32 protein-coding genes are annotated in these 25756 nt (G+C 33.3%); 10 read left to right on the forward strand and 22 right to left on the reverse strand.

Annotated features, from left to right (window positions below; all coding sequences use genetic code 11):
• Window positions 1-18 precede the first annotated feature (18 nt).
• From F6P99_RS06025 to F6P99_RS06065, 9 genes are all read left to right on the forward strand, one after another.
• Window positions 19-468, forward strand: coding sequence for a DUF1573 domain-containing protein (locus F6P99_RS06025; protein ID WP_226913028.1), 450 nt, complete (start codon window positions 19-21; stop codon window positions 466-468).
• A 21-nt stretch (window positions 469-489) separates the two neighbouring features.
• The gene (gene yajC / locus F6P99_RS06030; RefSeq protein WP_152286560.1) at window positions 490-792 is read left to right on the forward strand and encodes a preprotein translocase subunit YajC; all 303 of its coding nucleotides are present in this window, start codon (window positions 490-492) and stop codon (window positions 790-792) included.
• Between the two features lie 126 nt (window positions 793-918).
• On the forward strand, window positions 919-1887 hold the full coding sequence (locus tag F6P99_RS06035; RefSeq protein ID WP_152286561.1) for a YbbR-like domain-containing protein: 969 nt from the start codon (window positions 919-921) through the stop codon (window positions 1885-1887).
• The gene (gene coaE, locus F6P99_RS06040) at window positions 1884-2462 is read left to right on the forward strand and encodes a dephospho-CoA kinase (RefSeq protein ID WP_152286562.1); all 579 of its coding nucleotides are present in this window, start codon (window positions 1884-1886) and stop codon (window positions 2460-2462) included. The genes F6P99_RS06035 and coaE overlap by 4 nt, the downstream gene beginning before the upstream one ends.
• 119 nt (window positions 2463-2581) lie before the next feature.
• Window positions 2582-4150: a sensor histidine kinase gene (locus tag F6P99_RS06045; RefSeq protein ID WP_152286563.1), complete on the forward strand. Its 1569-nt coding sequence runs from the start codon at window positions 2582-2584 to the stop codon at window positions 4148-4150.
• A 12-nt stretch (window positions 4151-4162) separates the two neighbouring features.
• Window positions 4163-4864: a response regulator transcription factor gene (locus tag F6P99_RS06050; RefSeq protein WP_152286564.1), complete on the forward strand. Its 702-nt coding sequence runs from the start codon at window positions 4163-4165 to the stop codon at window positions 4862-4864.
• 39 nt (window positions 4865-4903) lie between these two features.
• A complete protein-coding gene (gene idi / locus F6P99_RS06055) occupies window positions 4904-5419 on the forward strand; it encodes an isopentenyl-diphosphate Delta-isomerase (protein WP_152286565.1) in 516 nt (171 codons plus the stop codon).
• A gap of 215 nt (window positions 5420-5634) precedes the next feature.
• A complete protein-coding gene (locus tag F6P99_RS06060; protein WP_152286566.1) occupies window positions 5635-6045 on the forward strand; it encodes a 6-pyruvoyl trahydropterin synthase family protein in 411 nt (136 codons plus the stop codon).
• Window positions 6046-6061: 16 nt separating this feature from the next.
• Window positions 6062-6733 carry a hypothetical protein gene (locus F6P99_RS06065; protein ID WP_152286567.1) on the forward strand — a complete coding sequence of 224 codons (672 nt, stop codon included), beginning with the start codon at window positions 6062-6064 and terminating at the stop codon, window positions 6731-6733.
• Between the two features lie 6 nt (window positions 6734-6739).
• Here F6P99_RS06065 and F6P99_RS06070 read toward each other — a convergent pair whose 3' ends face one another.
• From F6P99_RS06070 to F6P99_RS06160, 19 genes are all read right to left on the reverse strand, one after another.
• Complete coding sequence (locus tag F6P99_RS06070; RefSeq protein WP_152286568.1) at window positions 6740-7192, reverse strand: YhcH/YjgK/YiaL family protein; 453 nt, start codon at window positions 7190-7192, stop codon at window positions 6740-6742.
• A 5-nt stretch (window positions 7193-7197) separates the two neighbouring features.
• Window positions 7198-8205, reverse strand: a complete 1008-nt coding sequence (locus tag F6P99_RS06075; protein ID WP_152286569.1) for an adenosine deaminase — start codon at window positions 8203-8205, stop codon at window positions 7198-7200.
• A gap of 70 nt (window positions 8206-8275) precedes the next feature.
• On the reverse strand, window positions 8276-9685 hold the full coding sequence (locus F6P99_RS06080; RefSeq protein ID WP_152286570.1) for a sialate O-acetylesterase: 1410 nt from the start codon (window positions 9683-9685) through the stop codon (window positions 8276-8278).
• Between the two features lie 12 nt (window positions 9686-9697).
• The gene (locus F6P99_RS06085; protein WP_152286571.1) at window positions 9698-11167 is read right to left on the reverse strand and encodes a DUF3570 domain-containing protein; all 1470 of its coding nucleotides are present in this window, start codon (window positions 11165-11167) and stop codon (window positions 9698-9700) included.
• Window positions 11168-11173: 6 nt separating this feature from the next.
• Window positions 11174-11383 (reverse strand): DUF4266 domain-containing protein, encoded by a 210-nt coding sequence (locus tag F6P99_RS06090; protein WP_152286572.1) that lies wholly within the window; start codon window positions 11381-11383, stop codon window positions 11174-11176.
• Window positions 11384-11388: 5 nt separating this feature from the next.
• Window positions 11389-12369, reverse strand: coding sequence for an FAD:protein FMN transferase (locus F6P99_RS06095; RefSeq protein WP_152286573.1), 981 nt, complete (start codon window positions 12367-12369; stop codon window positions 11389-11391).
• 1 nt (window position 12370) lies between these two features.
• On the reverse strand, window positions 12371-12811 hold the full coding sequence (locus F6P99_RS06100; protein WP_152286574.1) for a thioredoxin family protein: 441 nt from the start codon (window positions 12809-12811) through the stop codon (window positions 12371-12373).
• A 142-nt stretch (window positions 12812-12953) separates the two neighbouring features.
• Complete coding sequence (locus F6P99_RS06105; RefSeq protein WP_152286575.1) at window positions 12954-13145, reverse strand: cold-shock protein; 192 nt, start codon at window positions 13143-13145, stop codon at window positions 12954-12956.
• An 83-nt stretch (window positions 13146-13228) separates the two neighbouring features.
• Window positions 13229-14281, reverse strand: a complete 1053-nt coding sequence (arsB, locus tag F6P99_RS06110; protein WP_152286576.1) for an ACR3 family arsenite efflux transporter — start codon at window positions 14279-14281, stop codon at window positions 13229-13231.
• A gap of 2 nt (window positions 14282-14283) precedes the next feature.
• A complete protein-coding gene (locus tag F6P99_RS06115) occupies window positions 14284-14910 on the reverse strand; it encodes an arsenate-mycothiol transferase ArsC (RefSeq protein ID WP_152286577.1) in 627 nt (208 codons plus the stop codon).
• 11 nt (window positions 14911-14921) lie between these two features.
• Window positions 14922-15395, reverse strand: a complete 474-nt coding sequence (locus tag F6P99_RS06120) for a DUF6428 family protein (RefSeq protein ID WP_152286578.1) — start codon at window positions 15393-15395, stop codon at window positions 14922-14924.
• Between the two features lie 20 nt (window positions 15396-15415).
• Complete coding sequence (locus F6P99_RS06125; RefSeq protein WP_152286579.1) at window positions 15416-15745, reverse strand: ArsR/SmtB family transcription factor; 330 nt, start codon at window positions 15743-15745, stop codon at window positions 15416-15418.
• Between the two features lie 77 nt (window positions 15746-15822).
• Window positions 15823-16998, reverse strand: a complete 1176-nt coding sequence (locus F6P99_RS06130) for an aspartate aminotransferase family protein (RefSeq protein WP_152286580.1) — start codon at window positions 16996-16998, stop codon at window positions 15823-15825.
• 5 nt (window positions 16999-17003) lie between these two features.
• Window positions 17004-18527 (reverse strand): OstA-like protein, encoded by a 1524-nt coding sequence (locus F6P99_RS06135; protein ID WP_152286581.1) that lies wholly within the window; start codon window positions 18525-18527, stop codon window positions 17004-17006.
• Window positions 18528-18612: 85 nt separating this feature from the next.
• Window positions 18613-19110, reverse strand: coding sequence for an asparaginase domain-containing protein (locus F6P99_RS06140; protein ID WP_152286582.1), 498 nt, complete (start codon window positions 19108-19110; stop codon window positions 18613-18615).
• 13 nt (window positions 19111-19123) lie between these two features.
• Window positions 19124-19582, reverse strand: a complete 459-nt coding sequence (locus F6P99_RS06145; RefSeq protein ID WP_152286583.1) for a hypothetical protein — start codon at window positions 19580-19582, stop codon at window positions 19124-19126.
• A 5-nt stretch (window positions 19583-19587) separates the two neighbouring features.
• Complete coding sequence (locus F6P99_RS06150) at window positions 19588-20100, reverse strand: hypothetical protein (protein ID WP_152286584.1); 513 nt, start codon at window positions 20098-20100, stop codon at window positions 19588-19590.
• A gap of 30 nt (window positions 20101-20130) precedes the next feature.
• Entirely contained in the window at window positions 20131-20673 is a 543-nt protein-coding gene (locus F6P99_RS06155; RefSeq protein ID WP_152286585.1) for an RNA polymerase sigma factor, read from the reverse strand.
• A 38-nt stretch (window positions 20674-20711) separates the two neighbouring features.
• On the reverse strand, window positions 20712-22166 hold the full coding sequence (locus tag F6P99_RS06160) for a TonB-dependent receptor (RefSeq protein WP_152286586.1): 1455 nt from the start codon (window positions 22164-22166) through the stop codon (window positions 20712-20714).
• Between the two features lie 111 nt (window positions 22167-22277).
• Here F6P99_RS06160 and F6P99_RS06165 point away from each other — a divergent pair, with 111 nt between their 5' ends.
• A complete protein-coding gene (locus F6P99_RS06165) occupies window positions 22278-23051 on the forward strand; it encodes an MBL fold metallo-hydrolase (RefSeq protein ID WP_152286587.1) in 774 nt (257 codons plus the stop codon).
• Here F6P99_RS06165 and F6P99_RS06170 read toward each other — a convergent pair.
• The 3 genes from F6P99_RS06170 to F6P99_RS06180 form a co-directional block, all read right to left on the reverse strand.
• Entirely contained in the window at window positions 23048-23686 is a 639-nt protein-coding gene (locus tag F6P99_RS06170; RefSeq protein WP_152286588.1) for an alpha/beta hydrolase, read from the reverse strand. The two genes, F6P99_RS06165 and F6P99_RS06170, sit on opposite strands and share 4 nt — an antisense overlap.
• A 19-nt stretch (window positions 23687-23705) precedes the next feature.
• A complete protein-coding gene (locus F6P99_RS06175; RefSeq protein WP_152286589.1) occupies window positions 23706-24965 on the reverse strand; it encodes a dihydroorotase in 1260 nt (419 codons plus the stop codon).
• A gap of 379 nt (window positions 24966-25344) precedes the next feature.
• Complete coding sequence (locus F6P99_RS06180; protein WP_193316011.1) at window positions 25345-25608, reverse strand: MBL fold metallo-hydrolase; 264 nt, start codon at window positions 25606-25608, stop codon at window positions 25345-25347.
• Window positions 25609-25756: the final 148 nt, after the last annotated feature.

The raw sequence follows: 25756 nt of genomic DNA on the forward strand, positions 1-25756 counted from the left end.
TTACTTCAAAATTTTATAATGATGAAAAACATATTTCTATTATTTTTAGTGTTGGCAACTGTATCTTGTAAAAAAAGTGCAGTAGCAAAGGTGGACGATAAAAATGTTGAACTTGCAAAAGAAAGAGACGTTAAGTACGAGAATTTACCGGTTATTTCGTTTGATAAAGCATCGTATGATTTTGGAACTATAGACGAGGGAGATGTTGTTGAAAGCACATTTATGATAAAAAATGTTGGGAAATCTGACTTGATTATAAAAAATGCCAAAGCGACCTGTGGATGTACAATTCCTGATTGGCCAAAAGAAGCTATTAAAAGTGGTGAGTCTGCACCGATGAAAGTAAAATTCAACTCAAGAGGTAAGAGAAATAAAATCTCTAAGACAATTACACTAACAACGAATACAGAAAAAGGGAGAGAATATGTCAAAATCACTGGTTTTGTAACTCCTAAAGAAAATAAATAAATTAAATTTAAATACTAAAATATGTTACCATTACAAGCCGCTGGAGGATTTGATATCAAAAGTTTATTGCCTTTTGCATTGATGTTTATTGTTTTATACTTGTTTATGATTCGTCCACAAGTGAAAAAACAAAAAAATGAAAGAAAATTTCAAAGTGAAATAGGAAAAGGATCTAAAGTAGTTACGACTAGCGGAATTCACGGAAAGATTGTTGAAATTAGCGATAAAACTGTTGTAATTGAAACGGGTGCAGGAAAAATTAAGTTTGAGAAAAGCTCATTATCTATGGAGTTAAGTAAACAATACAATACTGCTGCTAGTTAAGAAAACAAAAATAGAATTAAAGTGAGCTAAGGCTCACTTTTTTTTTGAATAAATGCATCTAGTCTTGTAAAATTAAACCTCAATCAATTTCACTTTTGTATCTTTATTTTTGATAATTAAAAAGCGATGAAAAGCGTAAAAAACAAACGTTATTTAAAACTTAGAAGTTCAAATAAGCAACATGCATTATTGTTGTTTTTATTGATTTCTACATTGTTTTGGTTTTTAACGAAGCTATCTAAAGAGTATGAAACGATTGTGTTGTACGATGTTTCTTTTGAAAATTTACCAAGCTCGAAATTATTTCAAAATGATCCAGAAACCCAAGTAGCATTGTATATAAAGGCCACTGGATTCAAGTTGTTGAAAGAGAAGATAGGAGGTAAAACGCTTAAAATTGGTCTCAAAAATGTAGGGCTTAAAAATGGATATTCTTATTTTTTAGCTACGAATACAAAAGAAAACCAAGTGAGTAATCAACTTGGAAATGATGTGCGATTGATTGGTTTTGTTAAGGATACACTGTTTTTTGAATTGGGCTTTAACAAACATAAAAAAGTGCCAGTTGTAGCTGATTTAGATTTACAGTTTAATTCTGGTTACAATGTTTCCGATAAAATATTTATACATCCAGATTCTATTACCATAAGTGGGCCTGAAATACAGATTGAAAAGATCCATTCTATCAAAACCACCTTGTATAAAGAAGAAGGTATATTTGAGAATATTTTTAGCGAAATACCTATTGTAAAACCGGTTAAGGCGAGTAAGGTTCAATATAGTACTGATCATGTGCAGATTATTGCTGATGTAGAAAAGTTTACCGAAGATAGTTTTGAGTTACCATTTACCATACTTGGATTGCCAGAAAACACGAATATTACTACATATCCTTCGAAGGTGAAAGTTGTATTTCAAGTGGGGTTGAGTAATTATAAAAAAATATCATCTAGTGATTTTAGTGTGGTGTGTAATTTTCAAAAGTCGAAAAATAACAATACAAAATACCTAGTTCCAGAATTAGTAAAAAAATCTTCGCTGGTTACTTCTATAAAACTGATTCCTGATCACATTGAATATCTTATAAGAAAATGAAAATAATTGGGTTAACAGGAGGGATAGGCAGTGGTAAAACCACGGTGCTAAATTTATTTCAGCAACAAGGAGTACCTGTATATATTGCAGATATAGAAGCAAAAAAAATAATGCATTCATCACCCAAAGTAATGAATGCAATCACCGAGTTATTTGGAGAAGAAGCCTATGTAGATGCAAAGTTAAACAGGGAATATATTGCAGAAATAGTATTCAATCAAAAAGAAAAACTACTAGCGCTGAATGAAATTGTACATCCAGCAGTACATGAAGATTTTCAAGAATTTGTAAGTAAACAACAGTCGGAATATGTGATTTACGAAAGTGCTTTGTTGTATGAGAATAAAACAGAAGGCTCGTTTGATAAAGTAATATTGGTTACAGCACCCATAGCGACTAGAATTGAAAGAGTACAAAAAAGAGATGGGATTTCTAAAGTCCAAATCGAAGCCAGAATAAACAATCAATTGCCAGATGATGTTAAAAAAAACAAAGCAGATTATGTGCTTTACAATTTAGAGTTAGAAAAAACAGAACAAGCAGTATTAGAATTGCATAAAATTTTCTCAAGATAATTGTTGCCGTTTTATGGCAACGAGCAAGAATATCTTAATTATTCGTTAATATCTATACTTATCACTGAAAAACAGCTTCGAATAACTAGTCAATATCAAGAAAAAACTATTTTTGAATTATGAGAAAAAAAATGTTTGTACTTATTATCATTCTAATGAGTATTTCGTTGGTCGGAATTATTACAGTTCAAGTGTTTTGGATTGGTAATGCTATCGATATTCGAAAAAAACAATTTTCTCATGATGTCAATTATGCCTTAGCGAAAACGAACGAAAGATTGTACAAAAAGGATTTTGTTGATTTTACGGTACAGTTCATGGATTTTTTTCAAAACAGAGAATTTGCAAAACAAGCTGATTTTACAAAATTCGTATACGAACAAATCAACACTTCGACGAATGAAACATTTCGTTTTTCATCGAGCGGAATTTACGAGAATACTACCTACAAAGGTTTGAACAACTTTTTTAAGAATGACTCAATATTAATTTCGTCGGTTTCAAGTAAAAACGATGTGTATAAAGTAAAAAATCTAACCGATAACACAGAGTTGTCTAAGGTGAATGCAGTAGAACGTTTTACTTTTTTCAACAGTCTATCTGAGATTGAAAAAATGACCTTAGAAGATACCTATCACAATAAAGTCAAACCCATTGCCACGCGAGTATCTGAAGCCTCAATAAAAGAAACTTTTTCGAAAGAACTGAGCGATCTTGGAATTGATTTAGGATATGATTTTGCAGTATTTGATGACGAGCAAATAACATCAATCAAAACGAAAAGATTTAAAATAGCTGGTGATAATACATATTCAGCACCTCTTTTTACAAAAGATAGAGATGGTAATAATTATACATTGCTTGTAACTTTTCCTAAAAAAGAACATTATTTGTTTTCTGATATTGGAGGTATGCTTTTATTGTCAATCTTCTTTACGATAATTATTATGTTGGCATTTGCCAGTTCGTTGTATCAGATGGCAAAACAAAAGAAAATATCGATGATTAAAACCGATTTCATCAACAATATGACACATGAGTTTAAAACGCCTATCGCTACCATTAATTTGGCGTTAGATGCGATCAAAAACCCTGTGATTATCAATGACAATGATAAAGTGATGAAATATGTTTCAATGATCAAAGAAGAAAACAAAAGAATGCATGCTCAAGTAGAAAATGTTTTGCGTATCTCTAAATTAGAGAAAAAACAGATTCAAATTGAAAAAATAGCTGTAGATTACTTTGAAATTTTAGAAGATGCTATTTCTCATACAGGATTGTTGCTAAAAGATAAGAATGGTGACCTTATACTGCATGATTCCCATACCAAATCAGAAGGGTTGGGTAATGAATCTCATCTTACAAATGTTTTTGTGAATATTATAGAAAATGCGATCAAATATTCTGAAAATTCACCTAAAATAGATATTTTTATAAAGAACACAGTCAAGTATTTAACCATAGAAATTAAAGACAACGGTATTGGTATGAGTAAATCTGCTCAGAAGCAAGCTTTTGAGAAGTTTTATAGAGAACACGTTGGAAACGTGCACGATGTAAAAGGACATGGTTTAGGTTTGGCTTATGTAAAAGAAATTGTAGAAAACCACCAAGGTAAAGTTTATGTAACCAGTGAAAAAGGAAAAGGAAGTACATTTACAGTAGTTTTGCCTTTGGTATCTTAAAAAAATAAAATTATGAGCAATAAGAAAATTTTATTAGTAGAAGATGATCCTAATTTTGGGATTGTTTTAAAAGATTATTTATCGATCAGTAATTACGATGTAACCCATGCAAAGGATGGTTTAGAAGGTCTTATTGAGTTTAAAAACAACGAATACGATTTGTGTATTTTGGATGTAATGATGCCGAGGAAGGATGGTTTTTCATTAGCAGAAGATATCCGAAAAACGAATAAAGAAATTCCGATTATCTTCTTAACTGCAAAAACGATGAAAGAAGATATCTTAAAAGGATATCAAGTAGGAGCAGACGATTATTTAAATAAACCGTTCGATTCTGAAGTTTTATTGTACAAGATCAACGCAATTTTGCAGCGTAAGGATACTGATAAAAGTGCTGAAGATGAGATGTTTGAGTTTGAGATAGGGAAATTCTTCTTTAACTCGAAGTTAAGACAGCTTTCTTTTGATGGAAATGATCCTATTAAGCTTTCTCCTAAAGAAAACAAACTACTAAAAATGTTGGCATTGTATAAAAATGATTTGATGCCTCGTGAATTGGCATTGACAAAAATATGGAGAGATGACAATTACTTTACTTCTCGAAGTATGGATGTGTACATCGCAAAACTTAGAAAATATTTGAAGGAAGACGCTGCTGTAGAGATTATTAATATTCACGGCGAAGGTTTTCGTTTGGTAACTGACAATAAATAAAAATCAATCAAAAGATTAGATTGACGAGATAAAGAATACATGATAGAAGAACAAGTGATATTGGTCGATACTAATGACCAAAAAGTAGGATTGATGGGGAAAATGGAAGCACATGAAAAGGCATTGTTGCACCGTGCGTTTTCAGTGTTTGTACAAAATGATAAAGGTGAGATTATGTTGCAGCAACGTGCAGCAGACAAATACCATTCACCGTTGTTATGGGCAAATACTTGTTGCAGTCATCAACGTGATGGAGAGACTAATTTAGAAGCAGGGAAGAGGCGTTTGCAAGAAGAAATGGGTTTTGTAACAGAGTTGAAAGAAGCGTTTTCTTTTATCTACAAAGCTCCTTTTGACAATGGTTTAACCGAACATGAATTGGATCATGTTTTGTTAGGGCATTACAATGGAGAGCCTTATATCAACAAAGAAGAAGTGGAATCTTATAAATGGATGACGCCAGAAGCTATCAAAGCTGATATTGCAGCAAAGCCTGAAATTTATACCGCTTGGTTTAAAATAATTTTTGAGAAATTCTACGAGTTTATAAAATGAAAAAAATAAAATACAAGTTATTCATAGCGATTGTCTTTAGTACATTTAGTATGCTGGCAAACGTATTGTTCAATAAAGAAGGTATACCTGTTGCCGAAATGATAGTTGGAAAAAAATTTTGGATTAGCTATTTAATTCTGTTTTCCATAGGATATGTACTTTTAGGAAACATTGTTTTGTCACGTGCCCAAAAGAATAAATAGTTTTCAAGTTTTATGAAAGTAACGGTACACAGAAAGGCTCACTTTAATGCCGCACATAGGTTGTTCAATCCTAAGTGGGATGATGAGAAGAACAAAAGTGTTTTTGGTAAATGTAGCAACCCTAACTATCACGGACATAATTACGAACTTGTTGTTGCAGTAAAGGGAGAAGTAGATCCAGAAACAGGGTTTGTAATGGATATGAAAATTCTAAGAAGATTGATTTCATCAGAAATCGAAGAAAAATTAGATCATAAAAATTTAAATATTGAAGTTGAAGAGTTCAAAAGTTTGAATCCAACAGCTGAAAATATTGCGATTGTTATTTGGAACATATTAAGAGCTCACATAAAGAGTGATTTAGAGGTTCGTGTAACCTTGTATGAGACGCCTAGAAACTATGTAACGTATTCAGGGTCTTAAATATTTATTAGTTGCTATGAAAAAAATATACATTTTAAGTTGGGTGTTATGCCTATTTGTAATCACGTCTTGTGTTACTCCGCAATATGTTAATAATATAACAAGTCATCAAAGTTTAAAACAGATTCAAAAAAAATCAACTACTGTTGTAGGTTTGGATAGGGTTTTTATTCAAAGTTATGAAAAGACATTTCATAAAAATTTCCAAAATAAATTAGAGTTTTCTCATCGTTTGGCAGATGATATGGCACATCAACTTGGAGCAACGGGAGTTTTTTCTGAAGCGATTGTAGATTTCTCTTCAGACTGGAATCATATCAATACCATGACTTCTAAAAAAAGTTATTTAAAGATCCAGTCATTATTTGATGAATGTAAAACTGATTATTTGATTTGTATAGATGATTTTCAATTGAAACAACGACTGACAGTTACTAACAATAATTTAGGAGATCCAAATAATATGTCTGTAAATAATATGTCTGTAAATAACAATTCAACTTCATCAGAGTTTATTCGGCTCGAAGCCAAAATAAAGATATTCGATGTTGCCACACATGAACCCGTTTTAGAGTTTGATGTTTTTAGTGAAGATCAGATTATGTTTTTTTCATACAGCAAATCACTGCAAGATGTGCGAGAAAAACTAGTTGATGAGACAGTTGCCTTTCTTAAAAAACAAAGATAAGAACTGCTATTTTCGGATTTTAAAAACTGCTTTTCTTAACCTTTTAGGTGATTCTATTTGAATCATTGTTTTGTGTATATCGTCTGGATAAAATATTGCAAAATGCTCTTTGTGTAGCTGTATAGTAGGCAGATTTTCTAAGGTATAAAACATAAAGTCACCTTCTTGGTTATAAGGTGTGGTTGGAATTTCATCGTGAAGTAATTTTACTCCAATATGTTCTGCTCCCTCAATCATGTATTGAATATCGATATATTTTTTATGTGTCTCAGCCTTGCACTCTTCAGTTGTTTGAGTGTCGTATTCCATCACAACAACAAATACTTGGTCATCGTCAATACTATGCTTTCCGAGTTCGATTGTAGCTAAGTCATTTTCTTTGATAAAACGAAACACTTTTTCGAAATCTGGGTGTAAGCCGTTGTATAATGTCGCGTTAGAAATTTTGTCTAGGATCATATTTACTATCTATTAGTATTGTAAAAAGAGGTCAATTCTGTCAAATGTTTTTCTTTTGAGTCTTTGTCAAGTAAAGAATATTCAAAAGAGTTTTTACAAAGCTGGTAGATTTCTTCTTTCGAGAGTGTTAATGCATTTTGAATAGCACTGAAATTCTTATTGATTTGCCCTCCAAAATACGCAGGGTCATCTGAGTTAACGGTTACCTTTAACCCTAATTCCATCATTTCTTTCAAAGGATGGTTTTTTAAATCATCTACTACTTGTAAGGCTGTATTAGACAAAGGACATACTGTAAGAGCTAGATCACGTGAAACGATTGCTTCCACTAATTTTGGGTCTTGCAAAGAGTTGTTTCCGTGGTCTATTCTTTTGATACCAAGTATATCGATTGCTTCCCATACATAATCAGCATTTCCTTCTTCTCCTGCATGCGCTAAGGGTATATAACCTTCTTGAATAGAAGCTTTAAATACATTTTTAAATTTTGAAGGCGGATTTCCTTTTTCAGAGGAATCCAAACCAACAGCCGTGATCAAATGCTTGAATGGGAGAGAAGCTTCCAATGTTTTAAATGCTGCCGCTTCACTTAAATGTCTGAGATAACTCATAATAAGTAAAGACGATACATTTAGGTTTTCTTTGGCATCTTTCATGGCATTTGAAATTCCAAGGATCACCGTTTCAAAAGAAATACCTCTATCGGTATGCGTCTGAGGGTCAAACATGATTTCTGTATGACGCACATTTTGAACAGCACATTTTTCTAAATAACTATACGTTAGGTCGTAAAAGTCTTTTTCTTTTATCAATACATTGGCACCTTGATAATAAATATCTAAAAAATCTTGCAAGCAATCGAATTCATAAGCCGCTTTTATTTCTTCTATTGAAGAAAAAGGAATTTCAATTTGATTTCTTTTAGCAATTTCGAACATTAATTCAGGTTCAAAAGTACCTTCAATATGCAGGTGTAGTTCTGCCTTTGGTATGTTGTTGATAAAATTTTTCATAGACCAAAAATAAAAAAAGCGTTTTAGAAAAAGATCTCTAAAAACGCTTTTATTTTACTGCTTGTAATTATTATTCACTCCAGTTATCAGTTCTAAACGAAGAAGCTGGTAGTTCTGCAGTACTAAAAATACTAGCTTCAACAAAATTCTTGAAATTATAACGAACAGCAACAGGGTTTTTGACTTTTTCAGATTCTATTGTTACAGCTCCATTTGTGTATCCTTTACGAATGATTGTTGCTTTAGCAGGATGAAATATTTTATCATCTCCAGCGACTTCAAATCCAGTCACTTCTTTTCCAAAAGAAGATATTCCGTTTGGAGTGTTTTTAAAAGTAATTGTTGCAATTGCTCCATCGATGTTCATGGTGTCAAAAACAGGACCTGAATATTCTATACCAGGTACATTATAGTCTTTGGCTAAGGCCCAATACGCAAGTCTTTCTCCGACTTTTTTCTTTTCAGCAGGGTGTATGTAGGTTTTGTTTCCAATGTCTAATGTAACTGCCATTCCTGAATTTTTTAAGCTATTCAAGGTGTGTAATTGTGCTTCTCGCAAGAAAGCAGAATTCACATTTTTATTATAGATATAAGGCGCGATTTGCACAAAGTAAAAAGGAAAATCTCCTTGATTCCATTGCTTTCTCCATGAGGTAACCATGGAAGTAATTAAATCTTGGTATTCTGATGCCTGGTTTTTATTTGATTCTCCTTGGTACCATATAGCCCCTTTTAGGGTGTATCCGACAATGGGGTGCAGCATTGCATTGTAGAGTAGTGTAGGAGTGTGCTGTATGGATTTTTCTGGAATTTCGGTTGGGATTTTTGCTGACTTGAATGCTTTTAATGTAGCTTCATCTGTCCAGGCTTCGGCTCTTGAGCCTCCCCATGACGTAACAATTAATCCCACGGGTACATTGATTGTTTGTTGAATTTGATTTCCGAAAAAATAGGCTGTAGCACTAAAATCACCAACGGTTTTAGAGCTAGCTACTTTCCAATTACCTTCTACGTTTTTGATAGGTTTTAAACTTTGATTTCTCGCAACGCTAAAAACACGAATGTTCTTGTTATTACCATTAAGTATGGCATCTTGACTACCATTAACAGGTTGGTTTTTAAATCCCTTCACAGGCATCTCCATGTTTGATTGTCCAGAGCAGAGCCAAACTTCACCAATCATCACATCATTTAAAAGCAGGGTCTCTGATCCGTTAATTTCAATCGAATACGGTCCTCCAGCAGCAGGAGTTTTTAATTTGACGTTCCATTCTCCATTTTTGTCGGTTTTGGTTGATACTGTTTCTCCCCAACTAGAAGTGATAGTGATTTTTTTCTTTGGATTTTCAGTCCCCCAAATTGAAACATTTTCATTCTGTTGCAAGACCATATGATCACTAAAAAACGAAGCTAATTCTGTTTGAGAGTAGCCCAATAAGGGCATGCATAACAAGAATAATAGGTAATTGATTTTTTGCATAAATTTATAGATTTAGTCCATTACAAACTTGCATCCAAAAGAAAATAAGTTTGCATGTAGTCCAGTGTTTCTTTCGTAATAATTGTATTTAAAATCGAGACTTTTCAAACCGAATCTCCAAATCTTTGCTTCTGTGAATACATCAGTATAGTTGAATCCAAGGCCGTATTGCGTTGCGACGAATTGAGATAAATCAAAATCTGAAGTGTAATATAGTTGCGTGGATTGGTGTGTTTCATAGGGAGCAAAATAGTCAGCAGCAGTTTGTGTGTAATATCGATACGTAGGGTATAGGGTGAACTTACTGAATATTTTTATTGGAATTTCAATATGTGCTGTGTTTGAACTTACACCCCAGTCGTCTGTGTAAAATCGGTAATAGGTTCGTAATACAAATGTTTCGTTGATATAATAATTGAATCGTGCACCGATTGGTATTTTGAAACGTGTGCTAGGTAACTTTTCAATATCATCGGCCAACTGAAAAACATCAGTATTTGTCTTAGATGTATAATTTAGAATATTGTCTTTGTTTCCGACGTAATAGTTTGCTTTGTCTTTAAAATATACACGTTGCATTGGATTTGATAACCATCCTTGTTGCTGTACGATATCCATCGTAATAGAAAACTGTGCATTTCTGCTGATGATTTGAGAAAAATTTAAAGAAGCAGAGTAGCTATTTCTTGCTTTGTTTTGTATTCGAGTAAAGTTTGTATCCCAATTTGTATTTGGATCTCCATCTTTAGCTATTTCAACGCCAGATTGGTTGTATATTGGAAGTCCTGCGAAAAAGCCTCCATTTAAATCTTTACCGGCTTCCAAGTAACTATCTAGTTCGGTTGGGTATTCCGGCAGCCATGTATCTAGATATACCTGAGCACTGATTCCGACTTCTGTATTTTTGTTGTTGTATAATTTGGTCAATTGGCCACCAAACCCAAACGAGATATAATCCCATTCAGTGGCAAAGCTGGCATGAAAGCCAGTAATTGTATTTCTGTCATCCGAACTATGACTATATGCACTCGATACTGATACCCAAGTGTCTTGTCTTGATGGTCCAGAGGAAGCGACCCAAGGACTACCTCTTACGCTTGTTGGATCTAGTATAGTGTCATCATCGTCGTCATCATCATCGTCATCTCCTCCCGAGGCTCCTGATGCATCAAACGGATCTAAGTTACTTGAAGAAGCACTTGTATAAGTTGAGATACCTACATCTACCGTAAGTACATCGTCTTCGTTTAAAGGCATAGAAATTACAATGCTAGGTGCAAAGTCGGTGAGCTCTTCTGTACCGATACCACCGGTTACAGAAGCGTTATCTCCGTCTTGTGAGTAATAACTTGCTAGAAATGAAACTTCTGTAGCTTCTAGTACTCTTTTTTTGTATTGTATATCTTCTGCATTTTCAGTTTGTGCATTTGCCAATCCAAAAATCAAAAAACAGAAAAGGTATGTGAATTTGTTTTTTCTCATAGCATCTTAATTACATCCACAACCACCTCCTGATTTACCGCCATTTGCACCTGATGCACCTTCTCTATATACTTGAAAATTGGTTTCGTATCTATCAATAGATTTTGAAGATAACTCCATGTCTGGGTCATTTAGGTTGATCTTTTCATATTCTTTCACGACAGTACAAGAACTGAAAACAAATAAGGTAAAGGTGAGTAGAATTATAGGTTTCATAACGGTTATTTTACTTGATCAAAAGAAATGTTATTAGATTTATGAATTTGGTTTTCGCTATCTATGATAACACATTCAACTTTTTTTAATTGGTTGATAAAATGCAAACCAACATCAATTCCCATGACAAATACCGAGGTAGATAAAGCATCTGCTATTTCGGCATTTGAAGTGAAAATGGTAACGCTTTGTATACCAAAACAAGGATACCCAGAGCGTGGATCAATAATATGTGTGTATTTTTTGTTGTCAAATTCGACATAGTTTTCATAGTTTCCTGAAGTTACAACTGCAGCATTTTTTACAGGCATCCATGAAAACACTTTTTTCTTATTCAAAGGGTTTGTAATGGCGACTAACCACTCTTTTCCATTGGCTTGAGTACCCCAAGCGTTTAAATCACCAGAAGCATTGATAATTCCGCCAGAAATCCCTTTAGAACGCAATAAATCTTTTGCTTTGTCTGCCGCATAGCCTTTTCCGATAGCTCCAAAACCAATCTTCATTCCTTTGTTTTTTAAAAATACACTATGAATTGCCGGGTTTAAAATAATATTTTTATAGCCTACTTTTTCAACCGATTTGAGGATAGCTTCGCTCGTCGGCATTTTTTTCATTGAACCATCAAATTTCCAAATTTTATCCATGGAAGCATAACTAATATCAAAAGCACCATCTGTCAATTTTGATAGAGAAAGAGATCTTTTGATTAAATTGTACAGCTCTATGGATACCACAACGGGCTGAATTCCCGCATTTTTATTGATTTTTGATGTTTCAGATGAAGCATCCCATGAGGAAATCATTTTTTCTATTCTTTTAATTTCTTCAACTGCTAAATCAATAGCTAAATCGGCGTCTGTTGTTGAATTTGCCACTACAGTTATATCAAAACTACAACCCATCAAAGTCATTGACTTTTTATGGTTTTTTTGTGCACTTCCAATAAAGGAAACCATGATACAAAATAAAAAAAACTGTTTCATTTTATTTTGTAAAAGCAATTAAACTATCGAGATACGCTTGAGGACTCAATTTATTGTAACCTGTTTTTCCTAGAACATTTCCTTTTGAGTCGAGCACTACAACTAAAGGAAAATGACCATTTTGGTTGTAAGTGCTTGCCAATAGGTTGTTTTGTTCTTTGAGTTCTTTAGCTAATGCGTTTTTTTTCTTTCTTGGAAAATCGGCTTCCAACAAGATAAAGTGTTTAGCATAGCCGTTTTTAAATGCGTCAGAAGAAAATATTTTTTGATCTAATTTCATGCAAGGTGCACACCAATCAGAGCCTTTAAAGACGAGTACTATAGATTTGTTTTCAGCAGCTGCTATTGTTTTGGTTTTTTCAAAATTGTGCTGCCAATCTTGTGAGAATGCGTTTGTACTGCAAACAAAAAGAAGAAAAATAAATAGGCCAATTCTTTTCATAATGAATTTTGTAAGATTTATTCATAACGAATATAGGTAAAATTTATTTTGAATTCTTTTTGATTACTTTAGATATGGACATAAAAAAAGCTTGTCTGTTTAGACAAGCTTTTTGAAATCATTAAAAATATAGAGTAGCTAATTAAATTACTTTAACGTCTACTGCATTCATACCTTTTCTTCCTTCTTTTAAATCAAACTCAACTGAGTCTCCTTCTCTAATCTCATCAACTAATCCTGAGATGTGTACGAAGAATTCTTCGTTTGAATCTGTGTCTGTAATGAATCCAAATCCTTTAGATTCATTAAAAAACTTTACTGTACCGTTTTTCATTATAATATATTTTAAAGTAGCAAAGGTAGTGTTTATTGTTGCATTAATGGGTTTTTATTATTTTTTTTTGAAAAAATAAATAATTATTCAATTTGAGGGGTTACGAAATACTTTTTCTTCAACCAAAAAGAGACTTTTACCAATAAAATTAGTGCTGGTACTTCTACCAAAGGACCAATGACACCAGCAAATGCTTGCCCTGAGTTTAAGCCAAAAACTGCAATTGCAACGGCTATAGCCAATTCAAAATTGTTTCCAGAAGCTGTAAAGGCGACAGATGTAGTTTTATCGTATGCTGCTCCCATAGCCTTTGTTGCAAAAAATCCTATTAGGAACATCGAAACAAAGTAGATCAATAAAGGAACTGCGATGATTACAACATCCATTGGTATGGTCACAATCATTTCACCTTTCAAACTAAACATTACGATTATTGTAAATAGTAAAGAAATCAATGTAAGAGGTGAGATTGTTGGAATGAATTTTTGTGTATACCAAGTTTCTCCTTTTAAAGGAACAAGAATCACTCTACTCAAAATTCCTAAAACAAACGGAATCCCTAAATAAATCGCTACGCTTTCTGCAATTGTAGCTATTGAAATATCTACGATTGCCCCTTCGAAACCAAAGTAGGGTGGTAGTACAGTAATAAATAACCATGCATAAAAGCTATAGGCGAATACCTGAAATATACTATTTATTGCGACCAATCCAGCTCCGTATTCAGAGCTACCTTCAGCTAGGTCGTTCCAAACCAATACCATTGCAATACATCTAGCCAATCCTATCAAAATAAGACCTACCATGTATTCTGGATAATCATGTAAGAATACAACTGCAAGTACAAACATTAAAACAGGACCTATAATCCAGTTCAATGCTATAGATACTGAAAGAATTTTTACGTTTTTAAACACTTTCGGTAATAAGGCGTAATTTACCTTCGCCAAAGGAGGGTACATCATTAAAATTAATCCAATAGCAATTGGGATATTTGTTGTTCCTGAACTCATTGAATTGATGGATTCTGGAATAAATGGCATAAAATAGCCTAATCCAACACCTAGTATCATAGCAGCAAATATCCACAGGGTAAGATTACTGTCTAGGAAACTTAATTTTTTTTTCTGTGACATGGTTATTTTTTTATTTCGTTGAAAACATAAAACAATTCAGTAGCAATTTGTATGCTTCTTTCTAAATATTTTTCGGCTTGTTGTGGTGTGTTGTCAAAAGCTTTGGGGTCTTCAAATGTAATTGGTATTCTTTTTTCTGCGCCAGCTATAAATGGGCATCCTTCATCTGCACTTGAGCAAGTGAGAATTGCGGCAAAATTTGATTGAGGATTGAATTCTGAATCAAAGGTTTTAGAAAATCCAATAATCGGAGCTTCGTTTTCTGCGTGCTTAATTGCATAAACAGGGTTGTTAGAATCGGATAGTTTCTGAATCTGAAATCCTTGATTGCTCAACGTTTTTGCAGCCATAGGAAACATAGCAGTAGCTTCTGTACCACCAGAATACGAATAAACACGATCAATATTAAAATAAGTAGCCATTGCTTGGGCCCAAACTTGTGAAAGATGACTTCTTCTAGAATTATGAGTACAAATAAAGTTCAAGCGAATGATTTGATTATTTGCTACTTTCTCTTGTATGTATTCAATTAAAGGTAGCAGTACTTCTTTTCTTTCAGAAGAAATTGTAGAAGGATCTAAGCCTTCTACAATCTCTGTTATTTTTGTGAATTGTGAGTTGTTCAACATGATAGTTCTATTTAGCAGCAACCAGAACCTGGTGCGCAGCTGTTAGCATTGTTTTGAATTAATTCTGATAATTTTACTCTAGGTTTCTCTTCAGGAATACCACATTTATCTTTTGCCAAGCAATCCGTTAAGGTACTTGTTAGTAGGAAGTTTTTTCCATCAAAATTAAGTCCATATTTTCCAATAGTAGTTCCTTGATATTCTACCTCAATATTTAAATCTCCAATTTCTAAAAGCCTTTCTGATAATTCTATGATAGACACAAGTTTTTCAGGATGTAGTCTATGGTTATAATCGTCGGCTTCCCATAGTTGAAAATTTACAACTTCTTCTTTTCTTACCGTTCCTCCACAATCGATAAAGTGTTTTGATATTTTCCCTACTTCTGTAACATGGAAGTGTTCTGGTACGAGTTCACCATTTGGTAATTGAAAGGCAATTTGTTCTAAGGTGCCTAAGTGCGTTTTGATTTCTGATAATTTCATGACTTTTATGTTTTAATTATTTAACAACAGTTTGATTCGCTTGACGAAAATTCGAAGAATGATGCAAACGTAGCGCTGATGTGAGACCAGTTTTCTTGATCAATACAGTAACAAACACTTGTACCTTCTATATTTCCCTTAATAATTCCAGAATTTTTTAGTTCTTTCAAATGTTGAGAAATGGTAGGTTGTGCTAAGCCTATTTCCTGTACTAGATCGCCGCAAATACAACTGTTTGATTTTATAATATGTTGCAGTATTGCAATTCTTGCAGGGTGACCTAAAACTTTTGCCAATGCAGCAATGTTATTTTGTTCTTCTGTAAAAATTTCTGATTTCGTCAATCCCATAATTAATGTATTTATTCATTGCAATATTACGATTAATATTCAAATAAGAATATTAATTTTTAGTATTTAACATTTAATTAAAGTTTGTTTAAGCTATTCAAAATGATGTCACAACCTGCCATAATCTCCTCGTCAGATATGGTTAGTGGGGGAGTAATTCGTACCGCACAACCTTCATAAAGTAACCAAAATAAAAGCAATCCATTTGACATACAATCTAGGATTACTTTACTTGCTTTTTCTGGATTTTCCAGCATCAAGGAAAGCATTAATCCAGTACCTCTAACTTCTTTTATTTCAGAATGTTGTAGTTTTTCTTTTAGGATGTTTTCTTTTCTTTTTACTTCTGCCATTAAATTGCTGTCAATCACTTCGGTAAGTGTTGAAAGAGCGGCAGCTGCTACTACAGGATGACCTCCAAATGTTGTGATATGACCTAGTTTTGGATTGTCTTTTAATTGTGTCATATTTTCTTGAGATGAGACAAAAGCACCTATCGGCATTCCTCCACCTAATCCCTTCCCTGTGATGAAGATATCAGGGATAACATTATACGTTTGAAAGCCAAATAAGTTTCCTGTACGACCAATACCAGATTGAATTTCATCGAGAATTAGTAATGCTCCAACTTTTTGACATCGTTCTTTAACTTTGAAAAGATAGTTGTTTTCAGGAACAATACAACCTGCACCACCTTGAATCGTTTCCATAACGACAGCAGCTGTTTTCTCCGTTATTTTATGTAAGTCAGGTAAGTGACTATATTCAATGAATTTTACCCCAGGTAGCAGTGGTCTAAATGCGCTGTTTTGTTCTTCAGCACCACATAAACTCATGGCTCCTTGAGTATTTCCGTGATAAGCATTATTACAAGCGACAAACTCGCTTCTTCCGGTTACTTTTTTTGCCAATTTCATGGCTCCTTCAGTAGCTTCTGTCCCTGAATTTGTCAAATACACAGTGCTTAATGAATCAGGTAGCTGCTGGGCAAGTAGTTTGCATAATTCTAAAGAAGGTTTTTGTATGAACTCTCCATAGACCATTACATGTGTGTAGGCATCTACTTGTTTTTTTATTGCATTCGATACTTTTGGATGATTGTGACCTAGGGTGTTCGCTGAGACTCCTGCAATAAAATCTAAATATTTTTTTCCAGAGGTATCATACACATAACAACCATCCGCTTTTTCTATTTCTATTGCTAGAGGATGTGGGGTCGTTTGTGCTTGATATTTTAAAAACTCCTTTTTCATGCTATTTACTTGTAATTGTTTTCTAAAATCACAGGTTCATCAATAAATATATCTTCTTTGGTCAATGGCTTTTCAGGTTCTCTCCAAACAAACCCTTTTAAGAATTTTAATTCTGTAGGAAAATCCAGCGGAGGATAGGTTTTTCCTTCAGGTTTCATTAAAAACTGTATGGTTTGAATACTATTGTCTTCTAGGTTGAATAAAATATTGCTACAAATCATCTTTAGAATGGCAATCAAAATACCGTCTTCGTCACGTGCATAGTTGATCACTTCACCGTTCCCTTTTGTGAGTAATGAACTGAGTTGATTGTCAACGAATTTCCCATACATGTTTTTGCCCTTGATTTGACTAAATCCAGCAGAGTCTTTTTGGATGATAAAAGCATTTCTTTTGATAAATAAAGAATCTAGTTTGTTGGTTTCAAGATTCGAACTTAAATGTATGCTATCGCCCGTTATCTGATTTTCTCCTGACCAAATTACCGGGTGCTTAAACATCTTCGTAATTCCAGTTTTTTGGTTGGTATGTAATGAATCGCATTTACCTCTAAGATCTGTCTTGAAGAATTTTACGCGATGGTAAGCACGAATAATTCTTTCTTCAGATTTACCAGTGATCAAGAGCGTGTCACCATGGATAAATAGAGAGTCTACTTCTGCAGTTGATATTGCTAAGGCTTTTTTTACAACGAAAACAGAGTCTTTGAATCTAAAAAATTCAGCATAGCCCCCTTTAATTATGGTTTCATTGATGGTGTCGGTCATTACAATATTTCCGGTACTTGATGCGAATCCTTTTTCTTTATCGCTATAAATACTATCACCTTCAATAATTCTGTTTCCGTAAAATATTTGGGCATCTTCGGTGAGTCTAGAAATTCCTAGGTTTGTGTCATAAAACCCTTTTTTCGCTTTTGCGACGCTTTGTTCGGTAGTGATGGTAGAAGGTCCGTAGAAGTAAGTATGGCCAGTTTCTGTGTAATAATCTAAATGATTTGATTCTAGTTTGTTTTCTGGGTTGTGTACAACAACATTTGTTGTGGCTGTAAATTTTTTTTCAGTTGTAGAATAAATCCCGTTTTTACTATTCAATTCATTGTTGTCATCAGTAATTTTAGCATGACAATCGTAGGTGAGTTGCTGTGTGACCCTATCGAAGTGTAATGTGTCAGTTTCTAGACGCATGCTCGGGTCTTTTAACACGACATCTCCCCAAGAAATTATTTTCTGTGTGTTACCGTTGTAGTTGGTGTATTCACTTTTTTGGGTAATTGTATCGCCTTGATTTACAAAAACATCACCATAAGCATGAAGAATATTTTTATTCTGATAAAATAAGGCTTTGCTACAGTCTAATGTTGCTCCGTTGTGACTAACTTTTACATTTCCGTTTAAAACGATTGCGCCAGGATATTTAACTTGATTTTTATAGGTCTGCTCAGCGTTTAGAATCTGAATTTTCTTTTCTTGCGCATGCATCATAGAAAAAGCAAACAGTAAGCAGTAGAGAGAAATTAGGTGTTTCAATTCAAAAATATTTTAGACAAAAATAAGCAAAAAGCGACAAGCATAAGGTTTTGCTTGTTAAAATTGCTGTAAAGTATTTTGCTATTTATGCGTTTGCTAATGTTTCGAATTTTCCTAGCTCGAGGTTTTTTCGAACATTATCCCATTTAAAAAATTGTCCGTTCATTGCAATATATACTCCAACTGAAAGTGTTTGAGCAAATGCCAGTGCCGTTCCAATATTGAATTCAGCTTCAGATTTTTTTAACGAAAAGGGTATCATAGCACCTGTGAGAACTATTGTTTTGCTAAGGTTTTGTTTCGCGATTTCGGAAGCTGTTATTACCATAGTATCTGTTCCGTGAGTGATTACTATTTTATCATCGGTAGCATTGATGCAAGATGCCACAATTTCCGTTCTTTGTTCCGGTGTCATGTCTAAACTATCAACCAGCATCAATTCTTTATAATTTATCTTTAAGCTAGCTCTGTTATTTTCAATGATTTCTTTGCAGTGGGATTTTGAAAATTCTAATTGACCGTTTCGTTCGTTGTATTTTTTGTCTAACGTTCCGCCTGTAATAAGTAGTGTAATTGATTCCATGAATTGTTTAGCTCTATTTACCATGTTTTTTTTTGAGCGTCCTTAAAACTTCTTTATTGAATTCTATTTCCGCAAAATTCAGTGCTAGTAACTGTCTAGGACTCAATATAGATTCTAGTTTTTCAAAGGTGTTTCTCTTGTTTGTAGCTAATTTATCATTTATTTTAATAAATATTCGAGATAATTCAAGGGCTATTTCCTCTGGTAATGCATCAATAGAACCATATTTGTCTATTTCTGCTTTTACGCTTCTAATACCAGAAGACCTTAAATTTCGGTTGAATTTTTCGTATTCATTAAAAATTGGCCAAAATTTCTCAGCTTCCTCAGGAGTTAAATTTAATTTGTCTGAGATGTAATTGATCTTTAATGTTTTAATTTTTTCGTAATGGTGTCCATCTTTTTTCTGTGCGAAACAAAATACTGTTCCGATCAGTACTATGAAAGTAAATAATAGTTTTGTTTTTTTCATGTGTTTTAGTTTTCAAGATATAGAAAATCGCTTCCAGAACTTTCAAGGTAATCTTCCATTTCTTCATTTGAAACATTAAAATGTTCGAGTTCTTCTAAATCTTCATCAGTTGCAATGGATGCAATTGTGTAGCTGTCTAGCGACAAGTTGCCGTTTTCCATCCAAACCTGCACATCGCTAATGGTAATAGAATCAAACGTTACATTCTCTTTATCAGTATGGTTAAATATACTGAAAATCAATAGGAGTGATGCTGCTACGGTTGAAAGCGTATATAAAATTCTAATTTTTTGTTTGCGTTTTTTATTTATGGTACTCGCAAAAATTTGTTTCTCTAAATTTTCGAAATAATTATCTGGAGTCGTAAAACCAGTGTTTGAAGGAATAGCAGTCTCAGCTACTTTCGAAAATAACTGATCTGAAAACGTGTCGAAATAGTTATCAGGAACTTTGTAACCAGGATTCGATATCCCTAGTTTTCTAAGTTCTTTTTCTTCTATTTTTATTTTTTCTTCCATAATAGTTAGACCCTCTAATGATTAAAAGGTTTAATTGTTTTCTAAGTATTCCTTTATTTTCTTAACTGCATGAAAATACGAAGCTTTTAGTGCTCCTACTGAAGTGTCTAATATTTCAGATATTTCGTCGTATTTCAAATTGTCAAAATACTTCATATTAAAAACAAGACGTTGTTTGTCTGGTAATGTTAAGAGTGCTTTTTGTAATAAGTACTGAATTTGATCGCCATCAAACAATACATCTTCTTGTAATGTATGTAGTTTGTCTATTTGGAACTCTTCAATGGAAACATTTTTTTCTTTGGATCGTTTCGATAAAAATGTAAGCGACTCGTTTGTTGCAATGCGATACATCCAGGAAAAGAGTTTTGATTCTCCTTTAAAATTACCAATAGCTTTGTATACTTTTATAAAAGTGTTCTGTAAAATATCATTACTGTCTTCATGTGAGGTTGCAATTTTTCTAATGTGCCAATACAGTCTTTCTTGATACAGATTGACAAGCTTTTTAAACGCTATGTCTTTTGTAGCAGGATTCTTTAATTGCTTTAAAAATTCAATCTCGTTTTGCACTCAGTAGTTTTCAAGTTATTGAGCGTAAGTTTACGAAATTATTTTTTTAAAGCAGCACGAGATCTAGAGTATCCGAAAAGGCGATTTTGTTTGATCAGTTCAGAAATACCCTCGGGTAACATTTCTTCCCATCCTTTTTTAGATTTGGCAATCATATCTAAAATTGTTTTTGAAAAAACAGATAATATTTCAGGATCGTAATCTTTGATGTCAATCAATTTACCATTGTTTTTAAAGAACTTGTATAATTCTGTCATTCGAGGGTGTACAACTAAATTGTCACTCGTAATGATTTTATCTGTATTTCTATCCTTTAATGGATATGCATAAATTTTAAGATCTTTGAAGTACATTTTTCCAATAGCTTCAAGAATTCCACCACTCAGAGAACGGTAGTATTTTTCATCAAAAATATTGATCAGACTTTCTACACCCAAAGCCAATCCCATTCTAGATTTGGTAAACTCGCTAAAATACTCAACCAATTTATAGTATTCTTGGAAATTAGAAATCATCACATTTTGACCTAATGAGCAGAGTAATTCTGCACGATCTAAGAAATCTCTTTCATTGATTTTTCCTTCAGATCGTAAATTGGCTAAGGTAATTTCAAAAATGATCTGAGTGTTTTCTTCTTCTACTTTATTTTCTTTAAAAAATAGTTTTTTAGAATTTTCGTAGATGTCCATGTTTACCTTGGTTACAGGTCTAAAGCTACCACGCAAAGCTAAAATATTCTTTTTGTATAATACACTTGCTGGTAGTAAATTGACACCGCTAGAATCAAACATTACGGCATTCGTCATGTCGTTCTTTACTAATTGCAAACTCATCAAACGATTGTCGACGTACATAAATCTTGGACCAGAAAAATTGATCATGTCAATCTCTAATTGGTCTTTGTGAAGGTTGTCGTACAAAGAAACTAGTAAATCTTTTGGGTTATCATTCATATAGAACGCTCCGTAAATTAAGTTTACTCCAAGTTTCCCAAGTGTTTCTTGCTGTAAAGTAGCATCGGTTTCTTTAAACCTTAGATGCAATATTATTTCGTTGTAATCTTCTAATGGATCAAGTTGAAAACGAATTCCAACCCAACCATGTCCTTTAAATTGCTTCGCAAAATCAATGGTTGTAACCGTGTTTGCATAACTAAAGAAAAATTTATCAGGATGTTTTTCTCTACTCAAACGATTTTCGATCAAACGAATTTCGTGATTCAACATTTTCTTTAGTCGTGTTTCAGTGACATATCTTCTGTCGTCTTCCATTCCATAAATAGCATCAGAAAAATCTTTGTCATATGCACTCATCGCCTTTGCAATAGTTCCAGAAGACCCACCAGCTCTAAAGAAATTTCTTACCGTTTCTTGTCCTGCACCAATTTCAGAAAAAGTACCGTAGATATTATGATTTAAATTGATTCGTAAAGCTTTCCCTTTAATCGTAGGGATGTTGCTCATTTCTTTGTCTCCTTTTAGTGTTACAGCCATTGTAAAATGTTAGGTTTATAAGTACAAAACAAATATAACAAATATGCCTTAGGAATCTGAAATAGATGCTTATTTTTGTAGCTGTATTTTAGCAGATAATTATCCGTTTTTATGACAAACAACCCAATAAAAATTACTTTTTTAGGAACAGGAACTTCACAAGGAGTACCTATGTTGCTATCTGATGAAGCTGTAAATTTGTCTAAAGACACTAAAGACAAACGGTTACGTTCATCGGTTTTGCTTACTTGTGATGGTAAAAATATCTTGATTGATTGCGGACCGGATTTTAGATACCAGATGCTGCGTGCAGAAGTAAAAGCAATTGAAGGAATACTTTTTACTCATGAACATTCTGATCATATTGCGGGCTTAGATGAAATTCGCCCTTATTGTTACAAACAAGGTGCGGTACATATTTATGCACAAGATCGAGTGATGACAGCTTTAGAAAAAAGATATGATTATATATTCGCTAAAGAAAATAGATATCCTGGTGCAGCAAAAGTTGTAGAAAATAGAATTGATGATCGCCCTTTTACAATTGATGATATAGAAATAATTCCTATCAACGTTATGCATGGGCGCTTGGCTATTTTTGGCTATAGAGTAGGAGGTGTTGCCTATTTAACCGATGTAAAAACGTTACCTGATTCGGAGTTGGATAAGTTACGTGACTTGGATGTTTTGGTGCTTAGTGCTTTGCGTATAGATCCACATCCAACACACCTTAATTTAGAAGAGTCCTTAGCCTTGATAGAAGAACTACAACCTAAAAAAGCTTATTTGACACATATCAGTCATCGTTTAGGTTTTCACGAAGAAGTTTCTAAAGATTTACCTAACAATGTGTATTTAGCTTTCGATGGTTTGGTAGTTGATTAATGGATTCGAGCTTCGATCCAAGCTTTGAAATCATAAAAATTTTGAGGATGCACCCCATGTCCAACAGGGTATTCTTTAAAAATAATATCAATACCTTTTTCTTTTAAATAAATAGGAGCTTTTCTAGCCCATTCTACAGGGATTACTTGATCTACTGTTCCATGAGATGCAAAATAATCGGTTTTTGTATTTGTGTTATTATTTAAAAGTTCTTCATTTAAATAACCACTAAGTGCAACTACATGATTGATTTTTTCTAAATTTTGAGACAAGGCATAACTTAAGATTGCCCCTTGACTAAAACCTACCACAAAAATTTTTTCGTTGTTTACAGCATTGTTTTTTGTAAAATCTTCGATAAACTCACTGATACTACCTAAAGATTCTTTCGCTTCTTCCAAATCAGAAAATTTATTCTGGTCTGCATCGAAATTGATGCTATACCATGCAAAACTGTTATAACCTAATTCTAATGGAGCTCTTAGACTAACGATATGTAAGTCTTCTGGTAATTCTTCTGCAAATGAAAATAAATCCATTTCATTACTTCCATATCCGTGAATCAAGATAAGTAATGGTGGTGTCGCATTTCTAGTTTTTGGAAGGCGTTCTACGTAGTGTAATGAAGTACTCATATGGATGAAATGCGTGTCTTTAGTTGTTTAAAATAAGTTGTTTGTTGGCATAAACACCAATAGACTTACCTGCGACTTCTTTCTGTAGGAATATAGAGTTTTTAGAAGTCGATAAAATGTTTTCTTCAGAGAATATTGTTTTTCCTTTTTCAGTAAAAAAACTTAGATTGGCGGTTGCACCTTCAGTAATATTCGAATTTTCAATTCCAAATATCGCTTTTGGTTTTTCTGTCAAGGCCTCAATAATAGTCTCGGTATCTAAAATTGTTTTTAAGCTACCAAACATATTTTCTAATCCAATCGTTCCATATTCAGCATTGCTAAATTCAACCTTCTTATTTTCAATATCAATTGGGTTGTGGTCAGAAGTGATACAATCTATCGTTCCATCTTTCACTCCTTCTATCAGAGCAAGACGATCATCATCTGTTCTCAACGGGGGTAATACTTTTGTGTTTCCGTCAAATTTCTTCAATTCTTGATCTGTGAGCGTTAAATGATGGGTTGTAACACTACAAGTTACAGCCAGATTTTTCTTTTTCGCTTCTCGTATCAATTCAACAGAGTTTGCAGTACTGATTGTTGGAATGTGTAATTTTCCACCAGTATACTCAAGCAAAAACAAATCTCTTGCTATTTGCATTTCCTCAGCAAGGCTAGGAATTCCTTTTAGTCCCAATAAGGTACTGTTGATCCCTTCATGAGCAATTCCTTCTCCACCAATTTCTGTATTCAAAGGAAAACTCAAGACAAGTCCATCAAAATTTTGCGCATATAACAAGGCAATTTTCATCAAGTTATCGTTGTCAATAGGCTTGTTGTAGTCACCAAAGGCAACTGCACCCGCAGACTTCATATCGTATAATTCTGCAATTTCTTTCCCTGCAGATTTTTGTGTTAAACTGGCAATAGGGTAAAGAGAAGTTGCTTTGTTTGATGCCAATGTTTTCAGATAAGCAATTGACGATTTAGTGTCTAAATAAGGATTTGTGTTGGAGTTTACCGCTACTGCAGTAAATCCAGATTTAGCTGCTGTATCTAGTCCGTTCGAAAGATTCTCTCTTTCTTCATAACCTGGTTCTCCAAAAGAAACACTAGAATCAAACCAACCATTTGACACTTGCAAGTTTTCAATGTTGATTACCTTACAGTTTTTTGGGCACTCAATATTATCTGCTATTTTAATGATAATTCCTTCTTCTATTAAGATGTCCTTAATTTGTTTGTGGAAGGTGCTTTTTTTGTCAAATATTTTTGCAGATTTTAATAAGATATTCATCGAGTATATTATTTTATTTGAAGGCGAATTCGCGTTTTCTGACACGCATAGTGTCAACAAAAACAAGTTGGCGTAAAATCGTAAAATTAATAGAAATTAAAGAAACAATGTTACTTGCTAATGAGTTTAGCTTTGATAAAAGTAGGGATATTAGGTACTTTTGGTGCATTGTTTTCTAAGATTGGTCAAAGATACACAAACAAAATTAAATCTAAATTTTTTTGAATTTGAAATTGCTACTATTTTTCAAGTTTTGGAAAATGGGCCATGTTCATTTGGATATTGGCATCGTAGGCTGGAATGATACTAATTTCTGGCTTTTGTTTTTTGAGATAATAAATTTTTACAATATTATTTTGGTTTTTGTTTCTATCAGTATCTACTTTGTTTCTTGGAATAGGGTGTCGGCATTTGGGAAATCTTCAATACCACTAACATGATCGTAATGAAAATGAGATGGAATAATAAATTTTATTGAGTCTATAGGATAATTGTTGGCTTCTAAAATGTTTTTTGTAGTACCGAGTTGTTTAAATTTAAATGTTTGTCTGTTTAAAAATGAGGTATTTTCTTTGAATTGTTTTTGTAGATGAACATCGAAACCTGTGTCAAATAGAAAGTTGCCCTTAGGATGTTGAATCAAAACTGAGCCAAAGGTTATTTTTCTTTTTTGAAAAGTTTTCCTTCTTTGTAGACAAAAGCTTCCCCGGACTATTCGAGTACCCTGTTTCAATAATACAAAATGCTATTGATATATTAATTCGAGCACCTTCATAATTGTAAATCTTAGG

Source organism: Flavicella marina (assembly GCF_009193215.1).
Classification (GTDB): Bacteria; Bacteroidota; Bacteroidia; order Flavobacteriales; family Flavobacteriaceae; genus Flavicella; species Flavicella marina.